The sequence below is a fragment of the Burkholderia sp. KJ006 genome (assembly GCF_000262695.1).
Lineage (GTDB): Bacteria > Pseudomonadota > Gammaproteobacteria > Burkholderiales > Burkholderiaceae > Burkholderia > Burkholderia vietnamiensis.
Window position 1 is genome coordinate 2,375,534 of sequence record NC_017920.1, and the last position, 18,989, is coordinate 2,394,522.

Here is an 18,989-nt window from a genome sequence, read left to right on the forward strand (position 1 = left end):
ACGCATGGAACAGGCGAAGCACTTCATCGCAGGCGAATGGACGCTGCCCGCGCAGCTGGAGCCGATTGCCGTCGTCGACCCGTCCGACGGCCGGCCGTTCGCGACGATCGCGCGCGGCACGGCGCCGGACATCGAGCGCGCCGTCGCCGCGGCGCGCGACGCCTTCGCGGGCCCGTGGGGCGCGGCGAGCGCCGCCGAGCGCGGCCGCGTGCTGATGCGGCTGTCCGCGCGCGTCACCGATTGCATCGAAGAACTCGCGACGATCGAGGCGCGCGATACCGGCAAGCCGCTGAAGCAGGCGCGCGCGGACGCCGCCGCGCTCGCGCGCTATTTCGAGTTCTACGCGGGCGCCGCCGACAAGCTGCACGGCGAGACGCTTCCCTACCAAGCCGGCTACACGGTGCTGACGGTGCGTGAGCCGCATGGCGTCACCGGCCACATCGTGCCGTGGAATTACCCGATGCAGATCTTCGGGCGCAGCGTCGGCGCGGCGCTGGCCGCCGGCAACGCGTGCGTCGTGAAACCGGCCGAGGACGCATGCCTGTCGGTGCTGCGCGTCGCCGAGCTGGCTATCGAGGCCGGGCTGCCGGCCGGTGCGCTGAACGTCGTCACCGGCTACGGTCACGAAGCCGGTGCCGCGCTCGCGCGCCACCCCGGCATCGACCACATCTCGTTCACCGGCTCGCCCGCGACCGGCAAGCTGGTCGCCCAGATGGCCGCCGAGAATCACGTGCCCGTCACGCTCGAGCTCGGCGGCAAATCGCCCCAGATCGTGTTCGCCGACGCCGACCTCGACGCCGCGCTGCCGGTGCTCGTGTCGGCGATCGTGCAGAACGGCGGGCAGACCTGCTCGGCCGGCAGCCGCGTGCTGATCGAGCATGCGGCCTACGAGCCGCTGGTCGAGCGGCTCGCCACCGCGTTCAACGCGCTGCGCGTCGGCCCGAGCCGCGCGGACCTCGACTGCGGCCCGCTGATCAACGCGAAGCAGCAGCAGCGCGTCTGGGATTTCCTGTCCGATGCGCAGCACGACGGCATTCCGATGGCCGCGCAAGGCCAGGTCGTCGCCGACGCGCCGGAAAGCGGCTTCTACCAGGCGCCCGCGCTGCTGCGCGACGTCCCGCCGTCGCATCGGCTCGCGCAGGAGGAAGTATTCGGCCCGGTGCTCGCGGCGATGCGCTTCGTCGACGAGGAAGAAGCCGTCGCGCTCGCGAACGGCACGCCGTACGGGCTCGTCGCCGGCATCTGGACGCGCGACGGCGCGCGCCAGCTGCGCCTCGCGCGGCGCGTGCGCGCGGGCCAGGTGTTCATCAACAACTACGGCGCGGGCGGCGGCGTCGAGCTGCCGTTCGGCGGCGTCGGCCATTCGGGCCACGGGCGCGAGAAAGGCTTCGAGGCGCTGTACGGCTTCACCGCGCTGAAGACGATCGCGATCCGGCACGGCTGAACCGCGCCGCGCGGGCGGAAGCAGCCGGCAGCGGCGCACCCTGCACTCTTCCAACACAGGAGACAAACCATGCGGTTGAGCGGCAAGACGGCCGTCGTCACGGGCGGCGGCTCGGGCTTCGGCGAAGGGATCGCGAAGACGTATGCGCGCGAAGGCGCGAACGTCGTCGTCAACGACCTGAACGGCGCGGCGGCCGAGCGCGTGGCGAGCGAGATCGCGCTGGCCGGCGGCAAGGCGATCGCATTCGCCGGCGACGTGTCGCGCGACGCCGACTGGCGTGCGCTGCTGCAGGCCGCGCTCGACGATTTCCATGCGGTGCAGATCGTCGTCAACAACGCGGGCACCACGCACCGCAACAAGCCGGTGCTCGACGTGACGGAAGCCGAATTCGATCGCGTGTACGCGGTGAACATGAAGAGCCTGTTCTGGAGCGTGCAGACCTTCGTCCCGTACTTCCGCGCGCAGGGCGGCGGCGTGTTCGTCAACGTCGCATCGACGGCCGGCGTGCGGCCGCGCTCCGGCCTCGTCTGGTACAACAGCACGAAGGGCGCGATGATCACCGCCAGCAAGTCGCTCGCAGCCGAGCTCGGCCCCGACCGGATTCGCGTGAACTGCATCAACCCGGTGCTCGGCGAAACGGGCCTGATGACCGAGTTCATGGGCTGCGAGGACACGCCCGAAAACCGCCGCCGGTTCCTGTCGACGATTCCGCTCGGCCGCTTCTCGACGCCGCAGGACATCGCGAACGCCGCGCTCTACCTTGCATCCGACGAAGCCGAGTTCATCACGGGCGTCTGCCTCGAAGTCGACGGCGGCCGCTGCATCTAGCACGACGGCAACGGCGCCGCGCCGCCGCTGCCGGCCGGCGCCGGCGTCACGCACCGGCCATGCTTCGCACGACACCGGATCGCGCGCCCGCGCGCCCGATCCGGCCCATCACGACCCACGACAAGAAAGGACAGGAGACAACATGGCAACATCGACGCATTCGCTGCCGGGCTCGTCCGGCGCATTCGAGGAAGCGACCTACCGCAAGGTGTCGTGGCGGCTCACGCCGCTCCTGCTGCTGTGCTACGTGGTCGCGTATCTCGATCGCGTCAACGTCGGTTTCGCGAAGCTGCAGATGGCGAGCGACCTGAATCTGAGCGATACCGTCTACGGGCTCGGCGCCGGGATCTTCTTCTTCGGCTACTTCCTGTTCGAGGTGCCGAGCAACATCATCCTGCACAAGGTCGGCGCGCGCGTGTGGATCGCACGCATCATGGCCACGTGGGGCGTGATCTCGATCCTGACGATGTTCGTCACGACACCCGCGATGTTCTACGTGATGCGCTTCCTGCTCGGCGTCGCCGAGGCCGGCTTCTTCCCCGGCGTGATCCTGTACCTCACGTACTGGTATCCCGCGCACCGGCGCGGCCGGATGACCACCTTCTTCATGACGGCCGTCGCGCTGTCCGGCGTGATCGGCGGGCCGATCTCCGGCTTCATCCTGAAGGCGTTCAACGGCGTGAGCGGCTGGCACGGCTGGCAATGGCTGTTCCTGCTCGAAGGGATTCCGTCGGTGCTGGCCGGCGTGCTCGTGTTCTTCGCGCTCGACGACCGCATCGCGCGCGCGGCGTGGCTCACCGACGAGGAAAAGGCGCTGCTCGCGCGCAACGTCGACGCGGAGGAAGCGACCAAGCAAGACCTCGCGCTCGGCGCGGTGATGTCGAGCCCGCGCGTGTGGCTGATGGCGCTGATCTACTTCTCGTTTGTGATGGGGCTGTACGGCGTGGGCTTCTGGCTGCCGACGATCATCAAGGCGACTGGCGTGACCGACACGCTGAAGATCGGCCTGCTGTCCGCGATTCCGTATGCGGCGGCGGTGGTCGCGATGATCCTGATCGCACGCAGCGCGGACAAGCGGCGCGAGCGGCGCTGGCACCTCGCGATCCCGGCCGCGATCGGCGCACTCGGGCTCGTGCTGTCGGTGATGTGGGCACACGAGACGGCGCTGGCGATGCTCGGCCTCACGCTCGCGACGATCGGCATCCTCACGACGCTGCCGCTGTTCTGGAGCCTGCCGACGGCGTTCCTCGGCGGCGCGGCGGCCGCGGCCGGCATCGCGATGATCAACTCGATCGGCAACCTCGCGGGCTTCCTGAGCCCATACATGATGGGCTGGCTCAAGCAGGCGACGGGCGCCAACGATGCGGGCATGTATCTGCTCGCCGCGTTCCTCGTGCTCGGCGGCCTGCTCGCGCTGTCGGTGCCGAAGCGGCTCGTCGACAAATGAGGCGCGCGGCGTGACGCCGCGGCCGGCCGCCGCCCCGCCGCGCACACGCGCAAAAAAGCCCCGAAGCCGGAAGGCGTTCGGGGCTTTTGATCGTGCGGCGAACGCGCGCCGCGCGCGTCACACCGTCGTGATCGCGAGCGCGCTTTCGCGATAGTGCTTCGCGGCCTTGTCGGTTTCGCCGAGATGCTCGAACAGGCGGGCCAGCGCGCGATGCGTGCGCACCTTCAGCGCGTCGTTGTCGGCCTGCTTCAGCGCGGCCTCCAGGAACGACTGCGCCTTGCCCCACAGCTGCTGTTGCTGGCACAGCCGGCCGAGCGCGAACAGCAGGTCGGCATCGTCCGGATGATCCTTCTTCCAGCCCTCGGCCTTCTGGATCAGCGGCAGCGCGTCGTTGCCGGCCGTGTCCGGATAGCGGCGCAACAGCCGCGCATCCCAGTTGTGCGCGAGCGCATCCTCGACGATGCGGCGCGCCTCCGTGCGGCGCTCCAGCGACACCAGCAGCTCGGCCGCGAGATCGGCGAGGCGCGGCGACTGGCGCTCGAGCGCCGACAGCGACTGCCACACTTCGAGCAGCGCGTCCGCGTCGTGCCGACGCTCGCGCAGCAGATTCTCGGCCGCCTGCTGGCGCAGCCGGACCGCCGCGGCCGGATGCAGCGCGTCGCGCTTCTCGAGCGCCTTCGCCAGCTTCAGCACCTCGGCCCAGTTCTTCAGCTGCTGCTGCGCACGCAGCGCGACCTGCTGCGCGTGGATGCGCTTGCCGCCCGCCTGCAAATCGGCCAGCGCGGCGAGCGCACCGTCGGCGTCGCGTGCATCGGCGCGCATGTCGGCCGTCGCGAGCAGCCGCGCGTCCTGCCATTCGGGCGCGTCGACCTTCGACAGCCAATCGTCGCGACGCGTGTACTCGTGCATGCGGTGCGCGGCGGTCGCGGCGACGAGACTCGCCGCACCCTGGTTCGCGTCGACCGCCATCGCATCGCGCGCGGCCTTCTCGGCGCGCGAGAAGCGGCCCGCGTACAGATTCGCGATCGCATCGCGCAGCGACGACTGCGCCTTCTCGTTGCGCGCACGCGCACGATACGCGGCGACGCGCCGCGGCATCAGCCAGATGTTGCGCACGATGCGCATCAGCGCATAGACGACGATGAACAGCACGACGATGCCGATCACGAACAGGTTCAGCGACACGTCGACACGGTACGGCGGATAGACGAGCAGCACCTGCCCCGCGTCGAAGCGGCCGACGGTGGCGAGTGCCGCGGCGATCGCGAACAGGATCGCGAGCCAGACGATTCCTCGAAGCGTCATCGTTACCCCCGGCTCTTGAACTGCTGAACGGCGTTCAGGCTCGTGTTCAGGTTCGGCACCGCGACCGTCAGCGATGCGCCGTCGACCTGCTTGAGCAGATCTTCGACCGATTGCGTGTCCTTCGAGGCCTGATCGAAATACTTGCCGAGCGACGCCTGCGCAGCATGCAGGTCGGACTTCATCGCCGCGTCGTTGCGCGCGAGCAGCGACAGCCGCGCGGTGAGCAGGCGCAGCTTCACGTTCTCGCGCACGAAGTAGCCCTGGTCGGGCGACGCGAGCATCGCGTCCGCGTTGTCGATGCGGCGCACCTGCACGAGGCCCTTCAACTGCTGGCCGAGGCCCGCCGAGAAATCGTGCCACCACACCTTCCAGCGCGGCTCGCCGGCCACGGCGGCGGGCGCAGCGGACGACGCGGCGGCGGACGGTGCGGCGGCGGACGGTGCGGCCTTCGGCGCCGCGTGTGCGACGATCGCCTCGCCCGACAGCGGCAGCGCGTCGATTTTCGCGATCGCGTCGTCGAGCTTGATCGCGAGGCCCGTGAGGTCGGCCGACGGCGCGGCCTTCAGCTTCTCGATGTCCTGCGCGAGCGCCTTGCGCACGGTGACGGCCTGGGCGCTCTGCGACGTCGCGAGGCGCGCGTCGGCATTCTGCAGCGCGATCAGCGCGAGCTGCGTGTTGCCGGTCAGCTGCAGCTGCTGGCTCGCGCTCGACAGCATCTGGTCGACTTCCTCGAGCATCCATGCGTCGCGGTTGCGCGACAGGTCCTGGTATTGCTGCTGCAGCGCCTGCTGGGCGCTCTGCGCGTCGGCGAGCTTGCCGTCGAGCTGCGCGAGCTGCGTGTCGACCTGGTGCGTGCCCGTGAGCGCCTGTTCGGTCTTCGTCCGCAGCTCGGCCGTCTGCGCGTCGAGCGACTTCTGGCGTGCGACGAACGAAGCGTCGAGCCGGTCGACTTTGCGGTTCAGCGCATAGCCGCCGACGCCCGCCGCGCAGCCGAGCACGACGATGACGAACCACAGCGCCGCGCTGCCGCCGCGGCGCGCGGGCGGTTCGGACGCAACGTAAGAGGGACTGCGCGGCGGCGCGGAGGCAGCGGCCGGCTGGGAAGCGACGCTTTTGGAATCGTTGGTATCTGTCATGCGTTTAGTCACCGGTGCGGCTGTCGCCGGTTGGACGGCCTCGTCGGCCATCGTTCGAAACGCGCGGACGATGCGCTCATCGCCCGCGCCGGTCAGCGTAATCCTATCAAAACCGAGTGCGCGCGCGGTCTGCTCGATCCGCGGGTGCGGCGCGAGGAGCCGCGCATGCTTCAGGGCGTCGATCTCGGCGTCGTTCAAATGGGTCCGCGCGAGTTCGTGCAGGTTGCGCACGCCTTCGGAACTCGTGATGAGCCACGCGTGCGGTGCGCCGGCCAGCAGCGCATGCACGCGCTCCCACGCGCCGACCCGCGGCTCGGGCACGACGCGCCGGTATGCCGCGACCAGTGTGACTTCGGCGCCGGCTTCGCGCAGGCGCTCGGCGAGCCATTCGCGGCCGCCGTCGCCGCGCACGATCAGCACGCGCTTGCCTGCGAGCGCCTGCGCGCCGCCGAAGGCGGCCTCGATGCAGGCGAACAGGCTTTCCGAATCGTAGCGCGGCACGCCGCCGTCGGCGCCCGCCTGCGGCGCGATCACGCGATGCGCGGGCGCCGCGATCCCGTGACGCGCGAGCGCCGCGACGCTGCCGGGGCCGACGACGCCGACCGGCAGCGCATTCGGCCAGATCGCGCCGTAGTGCGCGAGCGCACGGTCGATCGCGTTCGGCGACACGAAGATCACGAGCGCGTAGTCGGCCAGCGTCGCGAACGCGGCGACGAGCGGCGCCGGATCGTCGAGCGGCGCGATGTCGATCAGCGGAAATTCGAGCACGTCGCAGCCGGCGTCGGCGAGCTGCGCCGCAAGGGCGGCCGACTGGCCGTCCGGGCGGGTCAGGACAGCGGTGAACGCGCGCGCGCCGCCCGCCATCAGGCGTCGCCCTTGCCGACCTGCGAGCCGGCGAGCAATGCATTGACGATGTCGCGCGCGCCCTGCGCGTCGAGCTCGTCGGACACCGCGCGGCCGAGCGCGAGCGCATCGGCGGCGGTCATGACCGCGCCGCACGCTTGCGCGCTCAGCACGCGCCGGCCGTCGGTGGTCGACACGCGGCCGGTCAGGTACAGCTCGCCGGCACGCCACACCGCATGCGCGGCGAGCGGCACTTCGCAGCTGCCGCCGAGCGCGCGCGACACCATCCGCTCCGCTTCGACCGCGAGCGCGGTGTGCGGGTCGTGCAGCGGCGCGAGCCATTGCGCGACGTCGCTGCGGTGCGCGGCGATCTCGATGCCGAGCGCACCCTGGCCGGCGGCCGGCAGGCTGTCTTCGACGTCGATCAGCGCGCGGATCCGCGCCTCGAGGCCGAGACGCTTCAGGCCGGCGGCCGCGAGGATGATCGCCGCGTAGTCGCCGCGGTCGAGCTTCGCGAGGCGCGTGTCGAGATTGCCGCGCAGCGGCAGCACGTTCAGATGCGGATAGCGGGCGCGCAGCATCGCTTCGCGGCGCAGGCTCGACGTGCCGACGACGGCGCCCGCCGGCAGCGCGTCGAGCGATGCGTAGTCGTTCGACACGAACGCGTCGCGCGCGTCCTCGCGCGCCATGATCGCGGCCAGCGCGAAGCCGTCGGGCAGCGCCATCGGCACGTCCTTCAGCGAATGCACGGCGAGATCGGCACGGCCGTCGGCGAGCGCATTCTCCAGCTCTTTCACGAACAGGCCCTTGCCGCCGACCTTCGACAGCGTGCGATCGAGAATCTGATCGCCGCGCGTCGTCATCCCGAGGATTTTCACGTCACAAGCTGGATATAATTTGCGCAGCGCATCACGCACGTGTTCGGCTTGCCACATCGCCAGGCGGCTCTCGCGCGACGCAATCGTCAACGTCGCGGGGGCTGGCGCCGATTTCGGCCCGGCCGAAAAGGTCTCGGAATTCATTGCTGGAACATCGAAGGACGGGATTGAAGACCGAACAATGGTAGCACGCAGGCCCCCGCCCGCCCGGGCGCGGCGCCTGCATCCGCGGCGCCACCGCGGCGCCACCAATGCGCGGATGTGCCGCACGTAGCTGGTTGCTTGATCGCAGTTCCGCAGTCCCCGCAGTCCCTTTTGACTCGAGCTTTCCCAAGGAAACCCATCGTGAAGTCTTCCGGATCGGCGCGTACGGCGCGCCGCAATGCTGCCCTGCCCTCCACCGACGCCCAGACGGGCGCCCTCGCCACCGTCGCGAACGGCCGTGCGAAACCGGCAACGAAACCGAAAGACTCGATACGTCAGACAAAACGCACGACGAAGGCGGCCGGCGCGTCGAAGCCCGCCGCGCGCACGCGCGAGGACAAGGACGGCCCGCTGTTCGAGGACATCCGCTTCCTCGGCCGCCTGCTCGGCGACGTCGTGCGAGAACAGGAAGGCGACACCGTGTTCGACGTCGTCGAAACGATTCGTCAGACCGCGGTGAAGTTTCGCCGCGAGGACGACAGCCAAGCCGCGCAGACGCTCGAGAAGAAGCTGCGCAAGCTGACGCCGGAGCAGACGGTGAGCGTGGTGCGCGCGTTCAGCTACTTCTCGCATCTCGCGAACATCGCGGAAGACCGCCATCACAACCGCCGCCGCCGCATTCACGCGCTCGCGGGCTCCGCGCCGCAACCGGGCACCGTCGCGTACGCGCTCGAACAGCTGAAGACGAGCGGCAACGCATCGAAGCGCGTGCTGCAGCGCTTCTTCGACGATGCGCTGATCGTGCCGGTGCTGACTGCGCACCCGACCGAGGTGCAGCGCAAGAGCATCCTCGACGCGCAGCACGACATCGCGCGCCTGCTCGCCGAACGCGACCAGCCGCTGACCGCGCGCGAACGCGCCTACAACGAATCGATGCTGCGCGCGCGCGTGACCGCGCTGTGGCAGACGCGCATGCTGCGCGACGCGCGCCTGACGGTCGGCGACGAGATCGAGAACGCGCTGTCGTACTACCGCGCCACCTTCCTCGACGAACTGCCCGCGCTGTACGGCGACATCGAAGCCGCGCTCGCCGAGCACGGCCTGCCCGCGCGCGTGCCCGCGTTCTTCCAGATGGGCAGCTGGATCGGCGGCGATCGCGACGGCAACCCGAACGTGACGGCCGCGACGCTCGACGAAGCGATCAACCGCCAGGCCGCGGTGATCCTCGAACACTATCTGGAGCAGGTGCACAAGCTCGGCGCCGAACTCTCCGTGTCGAACCTGCTGGTGGGCGCGAACGACGCGGTGAAGGCGCTCGCCGCCGCGTCGCCGGACCAGTCGCCGCACCGCGTCGACGAACCCTACCGCCGCGCGCTGATCGGCATCTACACGCGGCTCGCGGCGAGCGCGCGCGTGCGCCTCGGCGAGGGCACCGTGCCGGTGCGCAGCGCGGGCCGCGGCGCGCCGCCGGTGCGCGCGGTGCCGTACGCCGATTCCGAAGCGTTCGTCGCCGACCTGAAGGTGCTGACCGCGTCGCTCGAAGAACATCACGGCGCGTCGCTCGCCGCGCCGCGCCTCACGCCGCTGATGCGCGCGGCCGAGGTGTTCGGCTTCCACCTCGCGAGCATCGACCTGCGCCAGAGCTCCGACATCCACGAAGCGGTGGTCGCCGAGCTGTTCGCGCGCGCGGGCGTGCATGCCGACTACGCGTCGCTGTCCGAGGACGACAAGCTGATCGCGTTGCTGGCCGCGCTCGCCGATCCGCGCCCGCTGCGCTCGCCGTACATCGAATACTCGGCGCTCGCGCAAAGCGAGCTGGGCGTGTTCGAGAAGGCGCGCGAGGTACGCGCGCAGTTCGGACCGCGCGCGGTGCGCAACTACATCATCTCGCACACGGAGACGGTCAGCGACCTCGTCGAGGTGCTGCTGCTGCAGAAGGAAACGGGCCTGCTCGAAGGTGCGTTCGGCGCGGCGCACGACAGCGCGCGCAACGGCCTGATGGTGATCCCGCTGTTCGAGACCATTCCCGACCTGCGCGACGCCGCGCGCATCATGCGCGAATACTTCGCGCTGCCGGGCATCGAGGCGCTGATCGCGCATCAGGGCGCCGAGCAGGAAGTGATGCTCGGCTATTCGGACAGCAACAAGGACGGCGGCTTCCTGACGTCGAACTGGGAGCTGTATCGCGCGGAGCTCGCGCTCGTCGACCTGTTCCGCGACCGCAAGATCACGCTGCGCCTGTTCCACGGCCGCGGCGGCACGGTCGGCCGCGGCGGCGGCCCGACCTATCAGGCGATCCTGTCGCAGCCGCCGGGCACCGTGAACGGCCAGATCCGCCTCACCGAACAGGGCGAGGTGATCGCGAGCAAGTTCGCGAACCCGGAGATCGGCCGGCGCAACCTCGAAACCGTGGTGGCCGCGACGCTCGAGGCGTCGCTGCTGCCGCAGTCGAACGCGCCCGCGCAACTGCCCGCGTTCGAAGCCGCGATGCAGGCGCTGTCGGACGCGGCGATGGCGTCGTATCGCGCGCTCGTCTACGAAACGCCCGGCTTCACCGACTACTTCTTCGCGGCCACGCCGATCACCGAGATCGCCGAGCTGAACATCGGCAGCCGCCCGGCGTCGCGCAAGCTGCAGGACCCGAAGAACCGCCGGATCGAGGATCTGCGCGCGATTCCGTGGGGCTTCTCGTGGGGCCAGTGCCGCTTGCTGCTGACCGGCTGGTACGGCTTCGGCAGCGCGGTGAGCGCGTATCTCGACGGCGCGCCGGACGTGGCCGCGCGCACGAAGCGCGTCGCGCTGCTGAAGAAGATGAACAAGACCTGGCCGTTCTTCGCGAACCTGCTGTCGAACATGGACATGGTGCTCGCGAAGACCGATCTCGCGGTCGCGTCGCGCTACGCGCAGCTGGTCGCCGACCGCAAGCTGCGCAAGCACGTGTTCGAGCGGATCGTCGCCGAATGGGAGCGCACCGCGCAGGCGCTCGCGGAGATCACCGGGCACGAAGGGCGCCTCGCGACCAACCCGCTGCTCGCGCGCTCGATCAAGAACCGCTTCCCGTATCTCGATCCGCTGAACCACCTGCAGGTCGAGCTGATCAAGCGTCACCGCGCGGGCGACACGAACGCGCGTCTGCGCCGCGGGATTCATCTGACGATCAACGGGATCGCGGCCGGGCTGCGCAACACGGGCTGATCCGCATCCGGCGCGGTGGCTGGGGCGTGGCGCATGGCTTCGCGCCGGCTTCGCGCCACGGTCGCCACGGTCGCCACGGCCGCCGCGAACGGCAGCGGCCAAACGAAAGCCGCGATACGCGCTCTTGCGTATCGCGGCTTTTTTCATCGCGCGGCGCGGCGCGTTGCGCGCGCCGGTCGGTGCGGGCGTTGCTCAGTGGGCTTCGGTCACTGCGCGCCGATCAGCACGCTTCGATCAGCAGCGCATCGTGCTCGAACGAGCCGTCCGGCTGCACCGCGTAGTAGCCGCGCACTTCGTCCGGTGCATGCGCCCACAGCGCGCGGATGCCCGCGACGCTGTCGGCCGGCGTGCGGATCCGCTGCACCCACGTGTCGAAATCGATCGGCAAACGCCAGCGGCGTTGCACCTGCGCGTCGAACCCGGCGCCACGGAACATCGCGAGCCACTCGTCGGCGCGGTAATCGCGCACGTGGGACGCATCGCGCAGCACTTCGGCCGCCTGCAGATACGTGTCGAGCAACGGATGATCGTTGCCCGCGATGTCGATCATCAGCACGCGCCCGCCCGGCTTCAGCACGCGGCGCATGTCGGCGAGCGCCGCCGGCACGTCGTGCCAGTGATGCGCGCTCATCCGGCTGATCACCCAGTCGAAGCTGCCCGCCTCGAACGGCAGCCGCTCGGCCGGCCCCTGCTGCGTGCGGACGTTCGCGAGCCCGCGCTCGCGCGCGGCGGCGTCGACGGTCGCGAGCATCGGCGCCGCGAGATCGTACGCGACCACGTCGCGCACGTGCGGCGCCACCGCGAAGCTCGCATGGCCCGCGCCGCAGCCGAGATCGAGCACCGCGGCCGCCGGCGTCGCGCGCACGGCGGCCGCCAGCATGTCGAGATCGGCGCCCGTCGCGTGGACCGTGCTCGTCAGATAGGCGGCAGCCGTCGTGCCGAATGCGTCGGCGACCTGGTCGTGGTGTTTCATCGTTCGCTCCTTGGTTGGATGCGCCCGCTGCCTGCCAGCGCGCGAATCGCTACAATAGGGCCGCGTTGGTACCAGTACAAGTTAAGCGGTTATTCTGGTATTCGTCACACCTGCCTGGCGCTTGCCGCGCCCGGCGTGCCCTTTTACGTCGATCCGTTCGCACGAGTCGTTTCAGCCGCATTCGCATGAACCAGCCGTCCACTGCCCCTCACCCGCCGCTCGATGCCACGCCCGCCCGTGCGCTCGGCGAATTCATCCGCGCGCACCGCGAACGTCTGTCGCCGCAGGCCGTCGGCCTGCCGCCCGGCCCGCGCCGCCGCACGCCGGGGTTGCGGCGCGAGGAAGTCGCGCAGCTGTGCGGCGTCAGCCCGACCTGGTACACGTGGATCGAGCAGGGCCGGCCGGTGTCCGCGTCGGCCGACGCGCTCGCGCGCATCGCCGTCGCGCTGCAGCTGTCGAAGGCCGAGCGCGCGTACCTGTTCGAGCTGGCCGCGCAGCGCGACCCGGCCGAGCCCGACGTCGCGGCGGGCGACCTGCCGCCGACGCTCGCGGCGACCGTCGCCGCGATCGCCACGCCCGCGTACGTACTCGACCGGCAATGGAACGCGCTCGCGTGGAACGCGCCGGCCGCCGCGTTGTTTACCGGCTGGCTCGACGGCGAGCACGATCGCAATCTGCTGCGCTTCACGTTCATGGCGCCGTCCGCGCGTACGCTGATCGTCGACTGGGAGACGCGCGCGCGCCGGCTCGCGGCCGAATTCCGCGCGGACTCGATCCGCCACCTCGCCGATGCGCCGACCCGCGCGCTGATCGATGCGCTGATGGCCGGCAGCGAGGCGTTCGCGCAGTACTGGGCGTCGCAGGACGTGTTCGAGCGCGAGGGCGGTCGGCGCGAATTCGATCATCCGGCCGACGGCCGCGTCGTCTATCAGCAGATCACGCTGAAACCCGCGCACCGCGAAGATTTGAAGCTGGTCGTGCTCGTGCGCGACTGAGGCGGGGGAGGCGCGCGGGCGGCGGTGCTTGGTGCGCGATCTGCGATCTGCGGTCCGCGACTTGCGATCTGCGACACCGGCATCGGCGCCCGGGCCTGATATGTCAGCGCGGCAGGGCGCCCGACGCCTGAACCCCGGCGCGTCCGTACGCCTGCACTCCTGAGCGCGTCTGCACCTCTCTGGCGTCTGCGCATCTGCACGCTGGCCCGCTGCACGGCTGCACGTCCCGGCCTCCGCCCCACGCCGCCCCATGCCCCGCGCGGCCGCGCGAGTCACGAATGCTAGAATTGCGGGATTCCCTCGGCGGCATACGGCCGCCCAACTCCCCTTCGAAGAATCGCCATGACGTCCCAACTGCACAAAAAGGGCGAGGCCTGGTCGGCCCGCTTCTCGGAACCGATGTCGGAGCTGGTCAAGCGCTACACGTCGTCGGTGTTTTTCGACAAGCGCCTCGCGCTCGTCGACATCGCCGGCTCGCTCGCGCATGCGAGCATGCTCGCCGCGCAGAAGATCATCAGCGCCGACGACCTCGCCGCGATCGAACGCGGGATGGCGCAGATCAAGGGCGAGATCGAGCGCGGCGAATTCGAATGGCAGCTGGATCTCGAGGACGTCCACCTGAACATCGAGGCGCGCCTCACCGCGCTGATCGGCGACGCCGGCAAGCGTCTGCACACGGGCCGCTCGCGCAACGACCAGGTCGCGACCGACATCCGCTTGTGGCTGCGCGGCGAGATCGACCGGATCGGCGGGCTGCTCAACGACCTGCGCGGCGCGCTGCTCGATCTCGCGGAGCAGAACGCCGACACGATCATGCCGGGCTTCACGCACCTGCAGGTCGCGCAGCCGGTCACGTTCGGCCACCATCTGCTCGCCTATGTCGAGATGTTCACGCGCGACGCGCAGCGCATGCGCGACTGCCGCACGCGCGTGAACCGTCTGCCGCTCGGCGCGGCAGCGCTCGCCGGCACCAGCTATCCGATCGATCGTCATGCGGTCGCGAAGACGCTCGGCTTCGACGGCATCTGCGCGAATTCGCTCGACGCGGTGTCGGATCGCGACTTCGCGATCGAATTCACGGCCGCGTCCGCGCTCGTGATGACGCACGTGTCGCGCTTCTCGGAAGAGCTCGTGCTGTGGATGAGCCCGCGCGTCGGCTTCATCGACATCGCCGACCGCTTCTGCACCGGCAGCTCGATCATGCCGCAGAAGAAGAACCCCGACGTGCCCGAGCTCGCGCGCGGCAAGACGGGCCGCGTCAACGGCCACCTGATGGCGCTGCTCACGCTGATGAAGGGCCAGCCGCTCGCGTACAACAAGGACAACCAGGAAGACAAGGAGCCGCTGTTCGACACGGTCGACACCGTCGCCGACACGCTGCGGATCTTCGCCGAGATGGTCGCGGGCATCACCGTGAAGCCGGACGCGATGCGCGCGGCCGCGCTGCAGGGCTTCTCCACCGCGACCGACCTCGCCGATTACCTGGTGAAGCGCGGCCTGCCGTTCCGCGACGCGCACGAAGCCGTCGCGCACGCGGTGCGGATCTGCGACGATCGCGGCATCGATCTCGCCGACCTGACGCTCGACGAGATGAAGCAGGAACTGCCGAACGTCGCGCACCTGATCGGCGACGACGTGTTCGGCTACCTGACGCTCGAAGGTTCGGTCGCGAGCCGCAACCATCCGGGCGGCACCGCACCCGACCAGGTGCGTGCGGCGATCAAGGTCGCGCGCGCCGCCCTCGGCGAGTAAGCGGCCGTCGCGCACGGACGCTTCGGCGTCCCGTTCCCATGATCCGGGCGGCCGTCGCGCCGCCCGTTGCCTGCCCCGCTTCGCCGCTTCCCGGAAACCGCCGATGACCTTCTCCGCCGCGCTCTTCGACATGGATGGCCTGCTCGTCGATTCCGAGCGGACCATCATGAACACGTGGATCGACGTGTCGACCGCGCACGGCGTGGTGCTCACCGAGATCGACTACCTGCAGATCGTCGGCCGTTCGTTCGCCGAAGGCCAGGTGATCCTCGCGCGATTGATCGGCGACGCCGACACGTTCGACGCCGTACGCACCCGCGTGCGCGAGCAACTCGCCGCGCCCGAGCCGCATCCGAAGTTTCCGCTGAAGTCCGGTGCGCGCGCGCTGCTCGACACGCTCGCGCAGGCCGGCATTCCGTGCGCGGTCGCGTCGTCGTCCGCGCGCGACGTGATCCGTGCGCGCCTCGACGCCGTCGGCGTGCTGCCGTACTTCCACGCGATCGCGGGCGGCGACGAAGTCGCGCGCGGCAAGCCCGACCCGGCCGTCTACCGGCTCGCGGCCGAGCGCCTCGGCGTGCCCGCGCACGCGTGCGTCGCGTTCGAGGACAGCGACTTCGGCGCGCAGTCGGCGGCCGGCGCCGGCGCCGCGGTCGTCACGGTGCCCGACCTGAAGGCGCCCACGCCCGAGATCGTCGCGCTGAGCCTGCACGTGCTGGCGTCGCTCGACGACGCGCTCGCGCTCGTGCCGTCGTGGTTCGGCCGTCTGGACACGCACCAACCGGCTTGACGCCCGGCACCGCGCGGCTCGCGCGGTCCATATGCAAACGGGCACCCGCAGGTGCCCGTTCGTTCATGCGTGACGCGCGCGCCGGCCGGCTGCGCAACGCGCGTTACTTGTTCCCCGCCGTCTCCGACAGCCGCTTCATCGTCGCGATCCGCGCGCCGATCAGATCGACACGCCCTTCCTCGCCGACGAGCGGCGCGGTCGCGTCGCGGAACGCGACCCACGCGCGCTGCGCGCGCACCAGCGTCGCCGCCGAATGCGCGGGCATCTTGCGGCGCAGCTTCTGGTAATAGCGGTTCAGGTCGAACAGCGCGTGCTCGCACGAAGCATCCTGCGCGCACGGCCGCACGCGTGCGAGCGCGGCATCGCGCGGCGCCGCGTTCGCCGGCTTGCCGCCGGTTGCCGCGGCGGCCGTTGCCGCAGCGGCCACTGCCGCGCCGCTCGTGGCCGCGACCGGCACCGCCGCTGGCGGCGGCGCGTAGCGGTCGGCCGCCGCCCGCAGCGCCAGCGCGCGATCGCGCACCGGTTGCAGCTGCATGTCGGCGCTCGACATCGCATACGACGTGCCGCGCGTCGTGTCGTACACGGCCTTCAGCAGTTGAATCTCGTCCTTGCGCCACGTGACCCAGCGACGCTGGCTATCCTGCCAGCCGCGCTTCACGTCGGCCGGCGCGTCGTTCGACAGGCGCTGGTACGCGCCGTCCATCACCGTCTGCCACTGCCGTTGCGCTTCGCCCATGCACTGGATCTGGCCGGCCGTCGACGACCGGTCGCGCCGCGCGAGGCATTGCCGCATCGCGACGTCGATCGGGTCGGCGGCCGCGACTTCCGCGTGCGCGGCGCCCTGCCCGGCGATCCCCGCCGCCCAGACGACGAGCGCGGCCGCCGCCGCGCGCATCGTCCGGATTCGTCCGCGCGTCGCCATCAGTCGCGCACGCAATCGACGAAGTACTCGACGCGGCCGTTCACTTCTTCCGCGACGAGACCGTGGATGTCGGTATGGAAGCCGGGGAAGCGCTCGTTGAAGTCGCGCGCGAACCGCAGGTAGTTCACGATCGTCTTGTTGAAGCGCTCGCCCGGAATCAGCAGCGGGATGCCCGGCGGATACGGCGTGAGCAGGATGCTCGTCACGCGGCCTTCGAGCTCGTCGAGCGGCACGCGGTCGATCTTGCGGTGCGCGAGCTTCGCGAACGCGTCCGACGGCTTCATCGCCGGCTCCATGTCGGACAGGTACATCTCCGTCGTCAGGCGGGCGATGTCGTTCGCGCGGTACACGTCGTGGATCTGCGTGCACAGGTCGCGCAGGCCGACGCGCTCGTAGCGCGGATGCTGCGCGACGAACTCCGGCAGCACGCGCCACAGCGGCTGGTTGTTGTCGTAGTCGTCCTTGAACTGCTGCAACTCGGTGACCATCGAGTTCCAACGGCCCTTCGTGATGCCGATCGTGAACATGATGAAGAACGAGTACAGGCCCGTCTTCTCGACGATGATGCCGTGCTCGGCCAGATACTTCGTGACGATCGCGGCCGGGATGCCCGTGTCGCCGAACTCTCCGTCGACGTCGAGCCCCGGCGTGATGATCGTCGCCTTGATCGGGTCGAGCATGTTGAAGCCTTCGGCCAGCGAGCCGAAGCCGTGCCAGTGATCGTTCGGCTTGAGCATCCAGTCTTCGCGCGAGCCGATGCCCTCGGCCGACAGGTCGTCCGGGCCCCACACGCTGAAGAACCAGTCGTCGCCGTATTCGGCGTCGACCTTGCGCATCGCGCGGCGGAAGTCGATCGCCTCCGCGATCGATTCCTCGACGAGCGCGGTGCCGCCCGGCGGCTCCATCATCGCGGCCGCGACGTCGCACGACGCGATGATCGCGTACTGCGGGCTCGTCGACGTGTGCATCAGATACGCCTCGTTGAAGCGGTGCTTGTCGAACGTGCGATTCTCCGAATCCTGCACGACGATCTGCGACGCCTGCGAGATGCCGGCGAGCAGCTTGTGCGTCGAGTGCGTCGCGAACACCAGCGCGCCGGTGCGCGGCCGGCCGTCGCCGATCGCGTGCATGTCGCGGTAGAAGTCGTGGAAGGTCGCGTGCGGCAGCCACGCTTCGTCGAAGTGCAGCGTGTCGAGCAGGTCGCCGAGCAGGTCCTTGATCATCTCGACGTTGTAGATCACGCCGTCGTAGGTGCTCTGCGTGATCGTCAGGATGCGCGGCTTCATGTCCGGGTTCTCGCGCAGCGCCTCGCGCGCGAACGGGTTGGCCTCGATCTTCTTGCGGATGTTCTCCGGCTTGAATTCGTCGCGCGGGATCGGCCCGATGATGCCGAAGTGGTTGCGCGTCGGCGTGAGGAACACCGGAATCGCGCCGGTCATCGTGATCGCGTGCAGGATCGACTTGTGGCAGTTGCGGTCGACCAGCACGATGTCGCCGGGCGCGACCGTCGCGTGCCACACGATCTTGTTCGACGTCGACGTGCCGTTGGTCACGAAGAACAGGTGATCGGCGCTGAAGATGCGCGCGGCGTTGCGCTCGGACGCGGCGACCGGGCCGGTGTGATCGAGCAGCTGGCCGAGCTCGTCGACCGCGTTGCACACGTCGGCGCGCAGCATGTTCTCGCCGAAGAACTGATGGAACATCTGGCCGAGCGGGTTCTTCAGGAACGCGACGCCGCCCGAGTGGCCGGGGCAGTGCCACGAGTACGAGCCTTCGTCGGCGTACTTCACGAGTTCCTTGAAGAACGGCGGCGCGAGCGAGTCGAGATAGACCTTCGCCTCGCGGATGATGTGCCGCGCGACGAACTCCGGCGTGTCCTCGAACATGTGGATGAAGCCGTGCAGCTCGCGCAGGATGTCGTTCGGCAGGTGGCGCGACGTGCGCGTCTCGCCGTACAGGAAGATCGGGATGTCCGCGTTGCGGCGGCGCACTTCGGTGACGAACGCGCGCAGCTCGATGATCGCGGTCGCGAGTTCGGGCAGCTCGCCGTCCGGGCCCGTTTCGCCGAGCATGAGTTCGTCGTCGTCGATCGACAGGATGAAGCACGACGCGCGGCTCGACTGCTGCGCGAACGACGTCAGATCGCCGTAGCTCGTGAGGCCGAGGACTTCGACGCCCTCCTTCTCGATCGCTTCGGCCAACGCCCGGATGCCGGAGCCCGAGATGTTCTCGGAGCGGAAATCTTCGTCGATGATGACGACGGGGAAACGAAACTTCATGGGCGATTCTCCAAAAAGAACGACCGCGGCGCGTCACGCGCAGCGGTCACCCGGAAACTGG

At 69.8% G+C, this 18,989-nt stretch carries 13 protein-coding genes; 7 read left to right on the forward strand and 6 right to left on the reverse strand.

Annotated elements, in window-relative coordinates:
* The first annotated feature begins 4 nt into the window (after positions 1–4).
* The 3 genes from MYA_RS10720 (at position 5) to MYA_RS10730 (ending at position 3,719) form a co-directional block, all read left to right on the forward strand.
* The gene (locus MYA_RS10720) at positions 5–1,444 is read left to right on the forward strand and encodes an aldehyde dehydrogenase family protein (RefSeq protein ID WP_011885694.1); all 1,440 of its coding nucleotides are present in this window, start codon (positions 5–7) and stop codon (positions 1,442–1,444) included.
* Positions 1,445–1,513: 69 nt separating this feature from the next.
* On the forward strand, positions 1,514–2,272 hold the full coding sequence (locus tag MYA_RS10725; RefSeq protein ID WP_014723451.1) for an SDR family oxidoreductase: 759 nt from the start codon (positions 1,514–1,516) through the stop codon (positions 2,270–2,272).
* Between the two features lie 142 nt (positions 2,273–2,414).
* On the forward strand, positions 2,415–3,719 hold the full coding sequence (locus tag MYA_RS10730; RefSeq protein ID WP_014723453.1) for an MFS transporter: 1,305 nt from the start codon (positions 2,415–2,417) through the stop codon (positions 3,717–3,719).
* A gap of 117 nt (positions 3,720–3,836) precedes the next feature.
* Here the strand turns inward: MYA_RS10730 and MYA_RS10735 are convergent, their stop codons facing one another.
* The 3 genes from MYA_RS10735 to hemC are packed head-to-tail and all read right to left on the reverse strand — an operon-like array spanning position 3,837 to position 8,025.
* The gene (locus MYA_RS10735; protein WP_014723454.1) at positions 3,837–5,024 is read right to left on the reverse strand and encodes a heme biosynthesis protein HemY; all 1,188 of its coding nucleotides are present in this window, start codon (positions 5,022–5,024) and stop codon (positions 3,837–3,839) included.
* Between the two features lie 2 nt (positions 5,025–5,026).
* Positions 5,027–7,024: a fused uroporphyrinogen-III synthase HemD/membrane protein HemX gene (gene hemDX, locus MYA_RS10740; protein ID WP_014723455.1), complete on the reverse strand. Its 1,998-nt coding sequence runs from the start codon at positions 7,022–7,024 to the stop codon at positions 5,027–5,029.
* A complete protein-coding gene (hemC, locus tag MYA_RS10745; protein ID WP_011885699.1) occupies positions 7,024–8,025 on the reverse strand; it encodes a hydroxymethylbilane synthase in 1,002 nt (333 codons plus the stop codon). The genes hemDX and hemC overlap by 1 nt, the downstream gene beginning before the upstream one ends.
* Positions 8,026–8,226: 201 nt before the next feature.
* Here hemC and ppc point away from each other — a divergent pair, with 201 nt between their 5' ends.
* Positions 8,227–11,220 (forward strand): phosphoenolpyruvate carboxylase, encoded by a 2,994-nt coding sequence (gene ppc / locus MYA_RS10750; RefSeq protein ID WP_014723456.1) that lies wholly within the window; start codon positions 8,227–8,229, stop codon positions 11,218–11,220.
* Between the two features lie 220 nt (positions 11,221–11,440).
* Here ppc and MYA_RS10755 read toward each other — a convergent pair whose 3' ends face one another.
* Complete coding sequence (locus tag MYA_RS10755) at positions 11,441–12,193, reverse strand: class I SAM-dependent methyltransferase (protein WP_011885701.1); 753 nt, start codon at positions 12,191–12,193, stop codon at positions 11,441–11,443.
* 185 nt (positions 12,194–12,378) lie between these two features.
* Between MYA_RS10755 and MYA_RS10760 the strand changes: the two genes are divergently transcribed.
* The 3 genes from MYA_RS10760 (at position 12,379) to MYA_RS10770 (ending at position 15,727) form a co-directional block, all read left to right on the forward strand.
* Entirely contained in the window at positions 12,379–13,188 is an 810-nt protein-coding gene (locus tag MYA_RS10760) for a helix-turn-helix transcriptional regulator (protein WP_011885702.1), read from the forward strand.
* A gap of 342 nt (positions 13,189–13,530) precedes the next feature.
* Positions 13,531–14,940, forward strand: coding sequence for an argininosuccinate lyase (gene argH / locus MYA_RS10765; RefSeq protein WP_014723457.1), 1,410 nt, complete (start codon positions 13,531–13,533; stop codon positions 14,938–14,940).
* A 103-nt stretch (positions 14,941–15,043) separates the two neighbouring features.
* Positions 15,044–15,727 (forward strand): HAD family hydrolase, encoded by a 684-nt coding sequence (locus tag MYA_RS10770; protein ID WP_014723458.1) that lies wholly within the window; start codon positions 15,044–15,046, stop codon positions 15,725–15,727.
* Between the two features lie 103 nt (positions 15,728–15,830).
* Here MYA_RS10770 and MYA_RS10775 read toward each other — a convergent pair whose 3' ends face one another.
* Both MYA_RS10775 and MYA_RS10780 read right to left on the reverse strand, forming a co-directional pair.
* Complete coding sequence (locus MYA_RS10775) at positions 15,831–16,649, reverse strand: lysozyme inhibitor LprI family protein (RefSeq protein ID WP_041493875.1); 819 nt, start codon at positions 16,647–16,649, stop codon at positions 15,831–15,833.
* Positions 16,649–18,928, reverse strand: a complete 2,280-nt coding sequence (locus MYA_RS10780) for an arginine/lysine/ornithine decarboxylase (protein ID WP_011885706.1) — start codon at positions 18,926–18,928, stop codon at positions 16,649–16,651. Before MYA_RS10780 ends, MYA_RS10775 begins: the two co-directional genes overlap by 1 nt.
* Positions 18,929–18,989 lie beyond the last annotated feature (61 nt).